The sequence below is a fragment of the Pantoea sp. WMus005 genome, assembly GCF_013415305.1.
In the GTDB taxonomy this organism is placed as follows: domain Bacteria; phylum Pseudomonadota; class Gammaproteobacteria; order Enterobacterales; family Enterobacteriaceae; genus Pantoea; species Pantoea rara.
This window is the reverse complement of record NZ_JACBXU010000001.1, coordinates 571,946-586,387: the sequence shown is the minus strand read 5'-3', so window position 1 is coordinate 586,387 and position 14,442 is coordinate 571,946. Positions and strand designations below refer to the sequence as shown.

Sequence of the window (14,442 nt, the reverse complement as noted above, 5' to 3'; positions counted from 1 at the left end):
GCGACGATAATTAACGTTCTGATGGTGAAAACGACCTCTACAGGCTCAGGGTTGCCCTTCCATATTCCAGCGAGCCGATCCCATCACATCGAAAACATGCTGGTCGGTGAACGCCGGGAACCGGGCACGTTTTGCGGCCTCTGTCAGTGCCTGACAGTAATCTTTGTCGCCCCCTTTCACGATGAAATTATCCAGGGTGCCATCAATGTTGAAATCCAGATGCGCATTACAGCGTTTTCCATTCCAGGCATGTGGCTTTGACAGCGCGGCATCCAGTGCTTTCTTGATGCCCGACGCCTGCTGACCATAACTATCCTTGTCCCCCACTTTACCTGATCGTTTATAGCTGCAGCTTTCGAGCGCGGTCTTTTTATCACATTCGCGGGGAGCAAGAGGCGTGCAGCCTGCCAAAGCAACAGAGAGCAGTATCAGGGTGATCGTTTTCATATAAGTCTTTTTAAGGTCATGACCGGGCAAGACGTCCTGTGTTGATGCGGTGCCCGGCTGGAGTAGATCGTCAGTCGATTATTTTCTGAAAATCTGCCTGCAATCAGGGTTATTTTTTACGCCAGAAGAGAAAGGCAGCCAGCGCGGTGAGCACACCAATCAACGGCATCGTACCCGCACCTGCCAGAAAGTTATGTCGATCAATGGCATTCTCTTTTCTGATATCTGCAAACCGTGCAGCGGCCTGCTTTTCATCGGCAGCATGCACTTCCTCATCTTCTTTCTTATATCCCTGCGCCAGCAGATCAGTGGCACGGTTCACGTCTGATCGTGCCAGGGCAACGGTCTGTTTTCCCTGCGTATAGAAACAGTAGTCTGGCATTGGCTATGCTCTCCCTTAATAGTCGGATTTCTACTCTATCGGATAGGACCCGTAATCGGTAGCAGTGATTATGCAACAGAGCCAGTCACGATATTGGGTTCTGACATTTATGCCTGTGCAATGCTTTGGTTGGTTTAACACTATTGAATAGTTATCCCTGAAAAACCATTTACTTCAACAATAAGCGTCACTACGAGCCACGAACTTTTAGATTTGATCAGGATCAATAAATATTCATATAATTTCAAAAAAATAACGAACCCGAAAAAACAGTATTTTTTTCAAAAAATTAAGCATCAAACCTCTTACTTTGAAACCCAATGATTGCTTACCAGAATAGTTTCTGGTGAATTAATTAGCGTCCCATGCAATCATAAATAAAATTAAAGCTTCATCCCACCTGGTCGATAAGAAGATCATCTTAGATTAGTTAATTTCCTTTTTTCTATTTCTGAAACCTCATTAAAGGTGAACCTCATGGGTCTTGCTCAACACATCTCCAATATTAAGATAGGGAAGAAACTGGGCGTCGGTTTTATCGTCGTCATTGCTGCCTCGCTTGCCATTACCTTTATTGCTTTCGATTGTTTCCGCAGTATTAAAGACAACTCTGCCCGCCGCACAATTACCGTGGAGATGGTGAATACATTAAGCAAGGCACGCCTCAATCGCACCCTCTACCAGTACACCAAAGACCCGAAATTTGCTTCGCTGAACGCTCAGGCCCTGCAGGCGTTAGATGTCCTTTATAAACGACTGGATAAATTCAAGTGGGATGAGATTGGTCAGCAGAAAGTCACGCTGATGGGACAGTTGCTCACCGATTATCAGAACCAGCGTCAGAAGTTCGTGACTTCAGCGGAAGCGACATCCGCCGCCCTTAGTGCCATTAAACCGGATGCCCTGTTCACGCTTGCGCATCAGTTTGAATCGCTTGATATGAGTCTGGCACCCGATGCAGCGCTACCGGTGATGCACATGGCTGCCGCGCTGTTTGATGCAACTAATGTTGAAAAAGCGTTTCTCGATAAACCCACTCAAGCCAGCAGAGATGCCGTCATTGAGGAATACACGGCACTCAACACCCTGAGTGAGAAACTGGACAGTTTTGCCCAGCCCAGTCTTAATGACGCCACGCGCAATGTGATCAACACGCTTGCGCAGCAACGCCAGGCTTTAACACGCTATGTTGATGCTTCGGAAAAAGAAAAGGGTGAATCTGCAGGCCTGACGGCTTCTGCAGAACGGCTCAATACGGCGGTCACTGAGACCTTTGCCTTCCAGTCCCAGCTCTCGGCCGAATTTATCAAACAGGCAGAGTGGCGCATTGCGTTTGCTGCGCTGATTGGTGTCGTTCTGAGCCTGCTGATTGCCTGGCGGATTACCCGCAGCATAACGCTACCTCTTAAAGAAACGCTGAGCGCTGCGCAACGTATTGCCAGCGGTGATTTAACAACCTCGCTGAAAACCACGCGTGGCGATGAGTTTGGTCAGTTGATGCAGGCAGTGGATGCCATGAACCTCAGCCTGCAAAACATCATTGCCAACGTGCGCGATGGTGTCAGTAGCGTGGCGCGTGCTTCGGCAGAAATCGCAGCGGGCAACACCGACCTGTCATCCCGCACTGAACAGCAATCTGCTGCCGTGGTTCAGACGGCTGCCAGTATGGAAGAGCTCTCCTCGACGGTGAAACAGAATGCGGAGAATGCCCATCATGCAAGTCAGCTGGCGACAGATGCGTCGGTAAATGCCGGACGCGGTGGAGAGATTATCCGTGACGTTATCGTCACCATGAACAGCATCAGCCAGAGTTCAGGCAAAATCGGCGAAATCATTAACGTCATCAACAGCATCTCTTTCCAGACAAATATCCTGGCGCTTAACGCCGCCGTTGAAGCAGCACGTGCCGGTGAACAGGGTCGCGGGTTTGCGGTAGTGGCTGGTGAAGTCAGGAATCTGGCCCAGCGCAGTTCACTGGCCGCCAAAGAGATTGAAACGCTGATACGCGAGTCACTGGATCGGGTTCATGACGGTTCTGAGTTTGTGGAGCGCGCCGGAACCACGATGGATGACATCGTCCGCTCTGTCAGTCAGGTCAAAGACATTATGGGTGAAATTGCTGCCGCATCCGACGAGCAAAATCGCGGCATTTCCCAGATCGCCACCGCAATGGCCGAGATGGATACCACCACGCAGCAGAACGCGGCGCTGGTTGAAGAGTCTTCCGCTGCTGCCAGCTCACTGGAGTCTCAGGCAGACGAACTGGAAAAAACGGTAGCCGTGTTCCGTCTCTCTCCAGGGCAAAATCGGGTCGCTCCTGCCCAGGCACCTCGTTTAGTGCCTGCATTGCCCGTGACGGCATCCGCAGATGCCAGCTGGGAAAGCTTTTAACCGTCTTTAATCCTGCCGTAAAGATGCGGCGAGCAGCCAGCCTGGTGTCAATAAGGCTGGCTGCCTGGTCTGCTGGTCCATGCCCGGCGCACTCATTTCAGTTATGCCGTATAGCCTTTGCCTCTTTAGCGATTAATGATCTGCCGATGGGCGTCATGCTCCTGCTGTGCGCCCGGACGGATTCTGAACCAGATGGCATACATGGCAGGCAGGAACACCAGCGTAATGAGCGTGCCGACTAATGTGCCGCCAATCAGCGTGTAAGCCAGCGTGCCCCAGAACACAGAATGGGTCAGCGGGATAAACGCCAGAATGGCCGCCAGTGCAGTGAGAAGAACCGGTCTGGCACGCTGCACTGTCGCCTCAACCACGGCATGAAACGGGTCCAGCCCCTCCTGCTCGTTGTGATGGATCTGCCCAATCAGAATCAGGGTGTTGCGCATCAGAATGCCTGACAGTGCAATTAACCCCACCAGTGCATTAATTCCAAATGGCTGATTAAACAATAACAGCGTCGGCACCACGCCTATCAACCCCAGTGGTGAGGTCAGGAACACCATGATCATCGCTGACATCGAACGCACCTGCAGAATGATGATCAGCAGCGTCAGCGCAATCATAATCGGGAACAGCGGCACCATCGCTTTGGTTGCTTTACCTGACTCTTCAATCGAACCCGCCTGCTCAATCCGGTAGCCCGGAGGCAGCGCATCGATGACCGGCTGAAGCTGTTTCAGGATGGCGGTGGAGACATCCGGTGGCTGAAGATGATCGGCGATATCACCGCGCACCGTAATGGTCGGCGTACGATCACGGCGGCGCAGCAGCGGATCTTCCATCTCTACCTTTACGTTGCCAATCTGCGACAGCGGAATGCGCTGCCCCGCTGAGCCAACCAGCGTAAAGTCCGCGATTCTGGCGGGATCGCGCCGGATATCTCCCGCGGCACGTCCCATGACCTGCACCGAACGGATATCTTCCCGCACCGCGGTGATCGGCACGCCTGATAGCAGGAACTGCAGTTGCTGCGCGACCGTACTGGATGTCAGCCCCACCGCCTGCAGGCGATCCTGATTCAGTGTGAAGTGCAACACGGGCACGCGCGGACCCCAGTCTGTGTTAACTGTCCGCATCATCGGGCTGGCAAGCATAATGCTTTCGACCTTGCTGGCGATGTCGCGCAACACAGCAGGATCTGGCCCCATCACCCGGTAAGCAACCGGATAAGGTGAATAAGGCCCAAACACCAGCTGCGTTGCACGAATACGCGCTTCAGGTGCCAGCCCCTCTGCCGCCGCCTGACGCAGTCGCACTTTCAACGCATCACGCGCATCCTGACTGTCAGTCAGTACCACAATTTTCGCGAAAGAGGGATCGGGCAGCTCAGGCGCCATTGCCAGATAGAAACGGGGTGAGCCCTGGCCGACATAGGTAGTGACGATTTTTGCTTCTTTCTGGTTTTTCAGCCAGTTTTCCACTTTGGCTGCGGCAGCACTGGTCTGTTCAATCGCCGTGCCATAAGGCATCTGCACTTCGATTAACACTTCAGGACGATCTGAGGCCGGGAAGAACTGCTTTTTCACCGCGCCCATTCCGACAATCGCCAGCGTAAAAAGAACAATAACGCTTCCGGCTACCCACCACTTCCGGGCAATGATGCGTGACAGTACGCCACGGAAACGGTTGTAGTGACGGGTGTTATAGATAGCCGCATGGCCACCCTCAACAGCCCTGATGGCCGGCAGCATTTTCACGCCCAGATAGGGCGTAAAGACCACGGCAACGATCCAGGAGGCGATGAGGGCGATGCCCACAATCCAGAACATGTTGCTGGTGTATTCACCGGCCGTCGAGGGGGCAAAGCCATTCGGCATAAAGCCCACCGCCGTGACCAGGGTTCCCGCCAGCATCGGGGCGGCCGTGTGGCTCCAGGCATAGGCAGAGGCTTTGATGCGGTCATACCCCTCCTCCATTTTAACCACCATCATTTCAATGGCGATAATGGCATCATCGACCAGCAGTCCCAGCGCCAGGATCAGTGAGCCCAGCGTAATCCGGTCAAAGTTTTTTCCGGTTGCCTCCATAATCACAAAGACAATCGCCAGGGTTAAGGGCACGGCGGCAGCAACAACCACGCCGACGCGCCAGCCCATGCTGACGAAGCAGACCACCATCACCACCAGCAATGCCACAAAGAACTTGATCATGAACTCATCAACCGAAGCGCTGATATTGACCGCCTGATCGGTGACTTTGGTCAGTGACATGCCCAGCGGCATACTCTCATTGATACGGGCGGTTTCAGCATCCAGCGCTTTGCCGAGATCCAGCCCGTTCCGGCCTTCACGCATGATGATGCCCAGCAGCAGCGCTGGCTCTCCCTGATTACGCACCAGGAAGGTGGCCGGATCCTCATAGCCCCGCTCAACGCTCGCCACGTCAGAAAGTTTCAGCGTTCTGCCCTGTGCCACAATGGGCGTTTCACGGATTTTCTCCAGCTTGTTGAAGGCACCATCCAGACGGATAGCGATCTGCGGGCCTTTTGCCTCTATCGACCCGGCAGGGGTCAGCGCATTCTGGCTGTTAAGCGCTGAAAAAATATCCTGAGGCGTGATGCCCAGCGTCGCCAGGCGATCGTGAGAGAAAGAGACAAAGATGCGCTCTGACTGTTCCCCAATCAGATTGACCTTTTTGACCCCGGGCACGTGTAGCAGGCGCTGGCGCAGGGATTCTGCATCGCGCACCAGCATGCGCTGCGGCTCGCCTTTCGCTTTGAGCGCAAACAGCGCAAAGGTCACATCAGAGAATTCGTCATTGACCATGGGACCAATAACACCGGCTGGCAGGCTTGTCGTGGCATCGTTGAGCTTTTTACGCGCCTGGTAAAACTCCTCCTGCACGTCTGACGGAGGTGTACTGTCCTGTAGCGAGAGCAGAGTAATAGCCAGACCCGGACGGGTAAAAGTTTCGCTGCGGTCATACCACTTCAGCTCCTGCATTCGCTTCTCAAGTGGCTCCGCTACCTGATCCTGCATCTCCTGCGCGGTGGCACCCGGCCAGGCGGTGATCACCGTCATCTGTTTGACGGTGAAAGGGGGATCTTCTGCCCGTCCCAGCCCAAAGAAGGAGAGGATACCGGCGACGGTGATCAGGATGATAAGAAATAGGGTGATCGAGCGCTCGCGAACCGCCAGCGCGGAAAGATTGAAGCGTCCATGGCTCATGGCTGGCCTCCTGCAATGCTGCCATCACCCTGCCGGGCAGTCCGGACAACTTCAGCCTCATGCAGCAGATGTGCCCCCAGTGCGGCCACCTGTTCACCCGATTTAAGGTTGCCGGTCACCTGTGCCGCATCATCTCCCAGACTGAGTACATGAACCGGGAGCCACGAGACCTTAGCGGGCTGATCGGAAATGCGCCAGACACCGGGGCCTTTACCTGCATCATAGAGGGCCGCTAATGGAACCTGCATCACCGGATGGGCATCCTTCTCTTCGGCAATACGAAGCGTGACGGTGGACCCTAAAGGGGCATTGGCCAGCGTGCCAGCCAGCACATAGCGCGCTTCAAAGGTGCGCGTTACCGGATCAGCAGCGTCAGAAAGCAGCCGCAGTGTCGCGGCAACCGGTGGTTGTCCGGTGCCATACAGGGTGGCCAGCGCTGCGCTGCCGGGCGCAGGGCGCAGCGTTTCCGGCAGTTGCACGATCGCCTCACGCTGCCCTGCCCTGGCTAAACGCACGACCGCCTGACCCGCCGCAACAACCTGGCCGGGTTCTGCCAGCGTGTCCACAACCACCCCATCTGCATCTGCCAGCAACACCGCATAGCCGGTAGCATTCTGCGCTACGCTTGCCTGGGCCTGGGCCGCGCTGAGCTCTGCACGGGCCGTCTCTGCCGCTGCTTTAATCTGGTCATACGCCGACGCGGAAACTGCACCCGTAGCAACCAGCCCGCGGTAGCGCGCTTCATCATTGATCGCCTGTCTGGCGCGAGCCCGCGCTGCGGCGACATTCTGTTGTTGCGCCTGCGCCTGCAGGCCCAGATCGACCGGATCCAGACGCATCAGCGGCTGACCGCGTTTCACGCTCTGGCCGGTATCCACCAGACGTTCAAGAATTTTTCCCTGAACCCTGAATCCTAAATCGCTTTGAGTCCGTGCAACCACGACCCCGGTATAGGCCTTTGAGCGACTCTCCGCCCCGGCACTTATCACCGTCGCCGTCCTGACCAACGGCGGTTGATTACGCGGATCCTGCGTACCCGAGGAGTCATTACAGGCCACCAGAGCCAGCGGCAATAAGCTAACAGCAAGGAGGGCAGGTTTGAGCCTGAGCATGGTTTACCTTTCGCATTCATGAAGAGAGTCAGCGCATTCTCAGACCAGTGACCAATAATGTCAACAGTCACAACTCTGGTGAATCCACTTCTGAGTACGTTCTCAACCCGACAGGATCAACCGATGAAACCGTTGCTATGCACTCTACTGCCTTTGCTCACCCGTAAAACAGTCAGGTTTCGACGGAGAGGTTAAGTAAAATGCCAGGGGTTTTACGGGTAATGGTGTTGCAGGATGATGGAAATTGAGTGACCAAAGTATGATTTAGTCATGCGCATTTTTCTCAGGAACTGCCGACGTCATCTTTACGCACCGGGGCATGGATCAGCACCTGCCAGATGCCCTCTTTCTTCGCGGAACAGGGCTGACCCCAGGCCACGTTGAAACGAATAAGGTTTCTGAATTGGGAGCAGGTTAAATACGGCGGGTATGCCGGCGCTGAGAAATCAAAGGGAGGGGTATGAAAGCCACCGGCCAGCTTAGCGGATGGGTGGACAGGAGGAAGTGTCGTCCCTGACATTTTCTCCGGCCGGTATACGCTTTCGCGCAACCGTTGAGGTCATCCGCTTCGTCGTTTTCCGGCCGGAGCCGGACTACGTCCACTGGCATCAGTTCTCTTACTGGTAGTTCAACTCTTCGTTCAGGCCTGCAAGCGTCTGCAGGTACGGCACCTGTTTCAGCGCAGCTGTCGGTGACTCAAAACTCGTCAGCCAGTTTCTGGCCTCGGTGATTTGCGCCAGTCGCTTCGCGTTGCTTTCGGATTTCGCCATACAACCCAGCTGAGTAAAGAGTGTTGCGATACTGATTTCTTTCTCACCCAGGGCAAGGCTGAGTGCCGCTTCGCCAATAATGACGTGGCCTTTCTCGTTGTTTTGAAATAACACAGAAAATCCTCCATTAGTACGAATTGATGACAACCTCACCAGAGACTGTAGTCGTAAAAGTGAGAACTGCCCGAATTAATCACTGAAAATCATGCAAGCTACTGATCAAATGTACTTAATGTTTTTTTCCGGATTGTTCTGTTTGTCTCTGCCGTCCTTCCTGCCAGACTGGCGGGTCTTATCAGCCCTGGATGCCACCATGAAACTCTCTGTTCTTCTCACGTTGTTAGCCGCAACGGTATGTTCGGTATTTGCTGCCAATGGCGGATTCGCAACGCATCAGGCCAGCCAGTGGCTCTCCACGCAAAGCGGCGAAACCATGACAGAAGAATGATCGCGTGGCCCGGCGTCGTCAGTAACCGGGTAATCGGTTATGATCCTGTGCCCTTTACCTGCCGGATACCCGATGTCTGCCATTATCGATACGTTTATCGCCCCACCCTGCTTTGATGAAATCACACTCCTCTTTCAGGACGCGCATCTGCTGGTCATCAACAAACCCAGCGGGCTGCTGAGCCTGTCCGGCAAAAACCCACAAAACCTCGATTCAGTGCATCATCGGCTGGTGACGCTTTTTCCCGGCTGCACGCTGGTTCATCGGCTCGATTTTGGCACCTCCGGGCTGATGGTCGTCGCACGCAACAAGGCGATTAACGCTGCTCTGTGCCAGCAGTTCAGCCAGCGCAGCGTGAGCAAAACCTATCAGGCACTGCTGTGCGGACACCTTGCCGCTGACGAAGGGATGATTGATGCCGCGATAGCCAAAGATCCGGCGCAGTTTCCCCGGATGGTGATATGCGCGATCCAGGGCAAACCTGCGCGATCACGCTACAGGGTCATTGAGCGCAGTGATTATCAGGGAAAAAAGGGAAAGGCGTTGCCGGTTACACGGGTTGAACTGACACCAGAAACCGGACGCACCCACCAGCTGCGCATTCACTGTCAGCAGCTGGGGCACCCGATTCTGGGCTGTGATCTTTACGGCGGGCTGTTGATGCCTGGTGCTGAGCAGGCGGAAAGACTGATGCTGCACGCCAGTGCGCTGACGTTTGTTCATCCTGTCAGCGGCGAGGTAATGCATCTCTCTGCCGACAGCCCGTTTTGAATGCGTTAACGTGTCATTACCACATCAAATCATCAGGCACTTTGAAATCCGCATAAGGATCATCTTCGTCCTGGGCTTCTTCGCTTAACGCGCTGTTTAATACGATGGCGCTGGCATCACGCTGGGCAATTTTATCCGCCACGCTGGCCGGGATGATAGCGTACTGGTGCTCACCTTTCGCGTCAGCCGCCAGGCGGGCAATCGCGAGACGGCCATTGATTAACTGAGTCTGCGTCGGCTTATCCACCATGATCTTTTTAATCAGGTTATTGTCGGTGAAATTGAAGCTGATGTTGCCTCTCTCTACGACCATTTTGTTCATTTCAATCAGCTGCCTGACCTGCGCTTTGTACTCTTTCGACAGCACAGCCAGCTTCTGCTGCTCGTTCAGCTGCTTATCCCGCTCAAGCTGCGCTTTCTTGTTATCTTCCACTGCCGCTCTGGCTTCGCGCGCCTGAACCCTGGATTTCTTTGCTGTCCGCTGAACCTTGTCCATTTTTTTGCTGGATACTAATCCCGCTTTCAGCATCTGCTCTTGCAAGGTGAGTTTTGTCATTGTCGTCTCTGAACCTGTTAAATATTGTCCGGGATTATACCTGCAATCGTCCGGCGTGTGCCAGGTTGCCGCATTTGCTGCGCTCGCGGTTGCGGGCAGCCTCCCAACACTGTGCTAACATTCCCCGGTCAGAATCACCTTATTGAGTACCATGTCAGAACTAACAAAACGTAAAAATGACCCCGAAGGGCTGAAGAAACGCATTATTGCAGGGGCGCTGAAAGCCTTTGCTGAGTTTGGCATGCAGGGCGCCAGACTGGAGCAGATTGCGGAACATGCGCAAACCACGAAACGCATGGTCGTCTATCACTTTGGCAGCAAAGAGCAGCTTTATATCGAGGTGCTGGAGCAGGTTTATCAGCAGATTCGTCAGCATGAAACCGGCCTGAATCTGGCGGCGATGGCGCCGGAACTGGCGATGACGCGCCTGGTGGAAGCCAGCTTTGACTATCACGTTGCCCATCCCGATTTTATGCGGCTGGTCTGCAGTGAGAACCTCCTGCGCGGTCGTTATATATCCCAGTCGCCGCAGATTAAAGCACTTAACCGCAGTGCGCTGGATCTGCTGGATGACATTCTGGCACGCGGTCAGCAGCAGGGTGTATTCATTGCTGATGTGCAGACCATCGATGTCCATCGCCTTATCAGCAGTATCTGTGTTCATCACGTCTCAAACCGCTACACCTTCAATGCCCTGTTCAGCCCTGACAACAGCGAAGAAGAGAGTATCCGCCGCAATCGTCAGCTGGCTGTCACCGCAACCTTACGCTATATCCGCAAATAAATGCCCGCCAGTCGGGCTCCGCTTTTCCATAGTCTACGCTTAGTGATACTTGTCTTTTAAATGCAATAATAAGGAATGCTGTTGTGAGCAGAGATGCACGCCTCTATCCGCTTCGCCAGACACATATAAGACCCGATGATGATGCGCTGTGGAACTGGGCGCAGAACGCGCAGATCGGCCGTCGTCAGCAGGTTCAGCGTCCTGCCAGTGAAGCGGAATTACAGAGACTTATCCGGGAGTCACACGGCCAGATACGGGTGATCGGCAGCAAGCTGTCGCCAGGCCGGATGCTGCATGTCGCGGATGACGATGTGCTGCTCGATCTCAGCGCTCTGAGTGGCCAGCTCGCCAGTGATGAAGAGAGTGTGACCTTTGGTGGCGCGACCCCGCTTGAGCAGGTTTATTGCAGCCTGACCGAAATGAACCGCATGCTGGCTTCATCGCCAGGCGTGATTGCCATTCAGACGCTGGCGGGCGCGATGGCGACGGGCACGCACGGTCAGGGTTTGCAGCAGAGTTCGATTGCTGATGAAGCGCTGGCAATCAGAATGGTGCTGGCCGACGGCAGCGTGCGCGAGTTTGTCCGTGGCGACGCTGACTTCCCGGCGGCACAGGTTTCACTGGGGGCACTGGGTATTGTGACCGCGGTCACCCTGCGTACCCAGCCGTTTCAGATCTTCACCTGCCACAAAAATGCCGTGTCAGCCGATACGCTGGAAGACGATCTTCTGCGCTGGAACAACGACTATCCGCTGAGCAAAGCCTGGTGGTTTGTTGACGATAATCTGATGCACGTCTGGAACGCTCATGAGGCAAGTGACGAAGAGCGTCAGCGCTATGAAGCAGAGGGCCGCCAGGTGGTCGAGCATGACGGCGACGTTGATGAAAGTCTTAACGATACCATCGACCAGACGCTGGCGCATATGCACCGCGACACCCAGATCCAGGGAAAAGGTGGAAAACAATTTCGTACGGTTACTCGCTTTCGCGACTTCACCGATGTTACCGGTGACATTTACCAGCTCTTCTGTCGCGGCATTGCGGTGCCGCAGATCAATGTGGAAATCGGCGTGCCGCTGGCAAAAACCCCGGCGATCATTCGCCGCATCAAGCAATGGTATGCCGAAAGCCGTCCGCATATGCACTATCCGATTATCCTGCGCTGCACCGGCGCCTCGTCGGCCTGGCTCAGTCCGGCTGCCGGGCAGCCAACCTGCTTTTTCGGCTTTGTGGTCTATTACGCCGACGATGGTTCTCTGTCACAGGATGGACTGCACTTCCTGACCGAAGTGGAAAAACTGCTGGCCGAAGAGGGTGGACGCCCGCACTGGGGCAAGTATTACGACGAACAACGCTACAACTGGCGTGAAATCTATCCGCAGTGGGATGCCTTCCGCGCCCTGCGCAGCCAGCTCGACCCGAAGGGCCGACTGGGTAACGACTACATCACGCCACTTTTTGACTGATTGAGGAAAACTATGTTTGCCTGGGTAACGCTGTTAACACAACCCGATTATCTGGTGGGCGTGAAAGCGCTGCACCGTTCGCTGAAAGAGAGCCAGAGCCAGTGGCCGCTGGTGGTGATGACCACCTCGGCGATTTCAGACGCTGATTGTCAGATTCTGCAGAATGAAGGCTGTGTGATTAAACCGGTCGACCCCCTCTATCCGCGCGACGATCTGGATCAGCATTACGCCTCGGCGCAGTTCGGTGAAGTCTGGACCAAGCTGCGCGCCTGGCAGCTTACCGATTATCAGCGCGTGGTGTTTCTGGATGCCGATATGCTGGTGCTGCAGAACATGGACGAGCTGTTTACCCTGGATCTGGGTGATAACCCGCTGGCTGCCTGTCACGCCTGCCGCTGTAACCCCAACCAGATTGCTTCTTATCCGCCAGAATGGCAGCCTGAGCAGTGTCACTACACCTGGCAGGCACGGGGTGAGCAGGCTCCGGAAAGCGTCGACTATTATCTGAACGGCGGTTTTCTGGTGCTGAAGCCTGACAATGCCACGTTCGACGCACTGGAAAAGCGTATTGCCGCGATTGATGATCTCAGCGCTTATCCTTTCTCTGAACAGGATCTGCTGAATGAAGTGTTCGCGGAACGCTGGAAACCGCTCTCTTATATCTACAATGCGTTAAAAACGCTGCCCTTCCAGCACCGGGGACTCTGGCAGGATGAGGAGGTCAAGAACCTGCACTACATTCTGGCGAAACCGTGGAAGCGCGATCTCAACCAGCCCGAGAGCCAGCGCGATCGCTTTTATGCGCTGGATAAGTTGTGGTGGGAAAAAAGCGGCCTGATCTGATTCGGTCCGGGCGGGAAACCCGTGTTCCCGCCCTGCCCGCCTGCGTTAATCAAGAGAGCAGCAACAGTCTCTGCCTTTGCTTCTGCATTACACCTCAATCCAGCGTCGCTGCTCTGCTGAGTGGGCAATCGCTTCAAGCACCTTCTGCACCTGTAATCCCTCTGAGAAATCGGGCCACATGCGGTCACCTGCCGCGATACCATTAATCAGGTCACGGATCTCTACCGTTTTCTGATCGTTAAACCCGATGCCGTGTCCGGCAGAAACACAGAAGTTCGCGTAGTCCGGATGGGCCGGTCCGGTCAGGATTGTTTTGAAACCCTGCCGTCCGGAGGGATCGTCATGCAGATAAAGCGCCAGCTCCGCCATGCGCTCCTGGGTGTAGCGCAGCGTACCTTTGGTGCCGGTGACGACGTAGGTCAGCCCCATCTTTGCACCACAGGCGATGCGAGAGGTTTCAATGACGCCATGCGCGCCATTCGAGAAGCGTAGCAGCGCGCTGGCCTGATCTTCGTTCTCTACAGGTAACTGCCGGGCAGGCTCTTTCGGGTCGGGCCGTGAAGTGATGACCGTCATCATATCGCCACTCACTTCTGCAATGTCCCCCACCAGGTAGTGCGCCATATTGACGATGTGCGCTGCCAAATCGCCCAATGCACCAAGACCGGCCAGCGCTTTCTGGCAGTGCCAGTCGAGCGGCGTTTCCGGTCTGGCGAGATAGTCCTCGTTATGGGTGCCGTAAAAATGCACCACATCACCAATCTCGCCGCCTGCAATGATCTCTTTCGCCAGTTGGCTGGTAGGGTTTTTCATATAGTTGAAGCCGACCAGGGTTTTCACCCCTGCCGCTTCGGCGGCCGCCACCATCTCCTGCGCATCCGCCACGGTCAGCGACAGCGGCTTTTCTGAATAGACGTGTTTGCCGTGGCGTATCGCCTCCAGCGCCATCTCTTTGTGAAGGAAATTCGGCGCGCAGATATCCACCACATCAATGGCCGGATCGCTCACCAGCGCGTGCCAGTCGCCGGTGGAACGCGCAAAACCAAAGGTCGCCGCCTGACGGGCCGCCAGTTCAGGATTCACTTCAGCCAGCATCTCCCTTACGATTTCGCCTTTCAGCGCAAACACGGTGGGCGCCTGGGCATAAGCAATCGCGTGGCAGCGCCCGATATAACCGCTGCCGATCATGCCGATTCTGACTTTGTTCATTTCAACTCCAGAGATTCTGTTCAGGGTTGAAATGAAATC

At 55.0% G+C, this 14,442-nt stretch carries 13 protein-coding genes; 6 read left to right on the top strand and 7 right to left on the bottom strand.

The annotated features are described in order from the left end of the window. Positions 1-45: 45 nt before the first annotated feature. The gene (locus tag HZZ01_RS02540) at positions 46-447 is read right to left on the bottom strand and encodes a cell envelope integrity TolA C-terminal domain-containing protein (RefSeq protein ID WP_179895375.1); all 402 of its coding nucleotides are present in this window, start codon (positions 445-447) and stop codon (positions 46-48) included. Positions 448-556: 109 nt separating this feature from the next. Next, positions 557-829 (bottom strand): hypothetical protein, encoded by a 273-nt coding sequence (locus tag HZZ01_RS02535; RefSeq protein WP_179895374.1) that lies wholly within the window; start codon positions 827-829, stop codon positions 557-559. Between the two features lie 477 nt (positions 830-1,306). Here HZZ01_RS02535 and HZZ01_RS02530 point away from each other — a divergent pair, with 477 nt between their 5' ends. After that, a complete protein-coding gene (locus HZZ01_RS02530; protein WP_179895373.1) occupies positions 1,307-3,220 on the top strand; it encodes a methyl-accepting chemotaxis protein in 1,914 nt (637 codons plus the stop codon). Positions 3,221-3,345: 125 nt separating this feature from the next. Here the strand turns inward: HZZ01_RS02530 and HZZ01_RS02525 are convergent, their stop codons facing one another. The 3 genes from HZZ01_RS02525 to HZZ01_RS02515 form a co-directional block, all read right to left on the bottom strand. Further along, entirely contained in the window at positions 3,346-6,444 is a 3,099-nt protein-coding gene (locus tag HZZ01_RS02525; protein ID WP_179895372.1) for an efflux RND transporter permease subunit, read from the bottom strand. After that, on the bottom strand, positions 6,441-7,556 hold the full coding sequence (locus HZZ01_RS02520) for an efflux RND transporter periplasmic adaptor subunit (protein ID WP_179895371.1): 1,116 nt from the start codon (positions 7,554-7,556) through the stop codon (positions 6,441-6,443). Before HZZ01_RS02520 ends, HZZ01_RS02525 begins: the two co-directional genes overlap by 4 nt. Positions 7,557-8,173: 617 nt before the next feature. Then, positions 8,174-8,440: a hypothetical protein gene (locus HZZ01_RS02515; protein WP_179895370.1), complete on the bottom strand. Its 267-nt coding sequence runs from the start codon at positions 8,438-8,440 to the stop codon at positions 8,174-8,176. A gap of 199 nt (positions 8,441-8,639) precedes the next feature. On the opposite strand from HZZ01_RS02515, the gene HZZ01_RS20915 reads away from it, so the two are divergent. Next, positions 8,640-8,774 (top strand): hypothetical protein, encoded by a 135-nt coding sequence (locus HZZ01_RS20915; RefSeq protein WP_255434088.1) that lies wholly within the window; start codon positions 8,640-8,642, stop codon positions 8,772-8,774. Positions 8,775-8,846: 72 nt separating this feature from the next. Beyond that, complete coding sequence (locus HZZ01_RS02510; RefSeq protein ID WP_179895369.1) at positions 8,847-9,545, top strand: RluA family pseudouridine synthase; 699 nt, start codon at positions 8,847-8,849, stop codon at positions 9,543-9,545. 16 nt (positions 9,546-9,561) lie between these two features. On the opposite strand, the gene HZZ01_RS02505 is transcribed toward HZZ01_RS02510, so the two are convergent. Then, complete coding sequence (locus tag HZZ01_RS02505; RefSeq protein WP_179895368.1) at positions 9,562-10,101, bottom strand: DUF2058 domain-containing protein; 540 nt, start codon at positions 10,099-10,101, stop codon at positions 9,562-9,564. A 151-nt stretch (positions 10,102-10,252) separates the two neighbouring features. On the opposite strand from HZZ01_RS02505, the gene HZZ01_RS02500 reads away from it, so the two are divergent. The 3 genes from HZZ01_RS02500 (at position 10,253) to HZZ01_RS02490 (ending at position 13,194) form a co-directional block, all read left to right on the top strand. After that, a complete protein-coding gene (locus HZZ01_RS02500; RefSeq protein ID WP_179895367.1) occupies positions 10,253-10,885 on the top strand; it encodes a TetR family transcriptional regulator in 633 nt (210 codons plus the stop codon). Positions 10,886-10,968: 83 nt separating this feature from the next. Further along, the gene (locus HZZ01_RS02495) at positions 10,969-12,351 is read left to right on the top strand and encodes a D-arabinono-1,4-lactone oxidase (protein WP_179895366.1); all 1,383 of its coding nucleotides are present in this window, start codon (positions 10,969-10,971) and stop codon (positions 12,349-12,351) included. Between the two features lie 12 nt (positions 12,352-12,363). Continuing rightward, on the top strand, positions 12,364-13,194 hold the full coding sequence (locus tag HZZ01_RS02490) for a glycosyltransferase family 8 protein (protein ID WP_179895365.1): 831 nt from the start codon (positions 12,364-12,366) through the stop codon (positions 13,192-13,194). Positions 13,195-13,281: 87 nt separating this feature from the next. Here HZZ01_RS02490 and HZZ01_RS02485 read toward each other — a convergent pair whose 3' ends face one another. Next, positions 13,282-14,403, bottom strand: coding sequence for a Gfo/Idh/MocA family protein (locus HZZ01_RS02485; protein WP_179895364.1), 1,122 nt, complete (start codon positions 14,401-14,403; stop codon positions 13,282-13,284). Positions 14,404-14,442 lie beyond the last annotated feature (39 nt).

Excerpts from the sequence above, each read along its gene's own strand:
- HZZ01_RS02540 (WP_179895375.1), bottom strand. The coding sequence starts at position 447 with ATGAAAACGATCACCCTGATACTGCTCTCTGTTGCTTTGGCAGGCTGC.
- HZZ01_RS02535 (WP_179895374.1), bottom strand. The coding sequence starts at position 829 with ATGCCAGACTACTGTTTCTATACGCAGGGAAAACAGACCGTTGCCCTG.
- HZZ01_RS02530 (WP_179895373.1), top strand. The coding sequence starts at position 1,307 with ATGGGTCTTGCTCAACACATCTCCAATATTAAGATAGGGAAGAAACTG.
- HZZ01_RS02525 (WP_179895372.1), bottom strand. The coding sequence starts at position 6,444 with ATGAGCCATGGACGCTTCAATCTTTCCGCGCTGGCGGTTCGCGAGCGC.
- HZZ01_RS02520 (WP_179895371.1), bottom strand. The coding sequence starts at position 7,556 with ATGCTCAGGCTCAAACCTGCCCTCCTTGCTGTTAGCTTATTGCCGCTG.
- HZZ01_RS20915 (WP_255434088.1), top strand. The coding sequence starts at position 8,640 with ATGAAACTCTCTGTTCTTCTCACGTTGTTAGCCGCAACGGTATGTTCG.
- HZZ01_RS02510 (WP_179895369.1), top strand. The coding sequence starts at position 8,847 with ATGTCTGCCATTATCGATACGTTTATCGCCCCACCCTGCTTTGATGAA.
- HZZ01_RS02505 (WP_179895368.1), bottom strand. The coding sequence starts at position 10,101 with ATGACAAAACTCACCTTGCAAGAGCAGATGCTGAAAGCGGGATTAGTA.
- HZZ01_RS02500 (WP_179895367.1), top strand. The coding sequence starts at position 10,253 with ATGTCAGAACTAACAAAACGTAAAAATGACCCCGAAGGGCTGAAGAAA.
- HZZ01_RS02490 (WP_179895365.1), top strand. The coding sequence starts at position 12,364 with ATGTTTGCCTGGGTAACGCTGTTAACACAACCCGATTATCTGGTGGGC.
- HZZ01_RS02485 (WP_179895364.1), bottom strand. The coding sequence starts at position 14,403 with ATGAACAAAGTCAGAATCGGCATGATCGGCAGCGGTTATATCGGGCGC.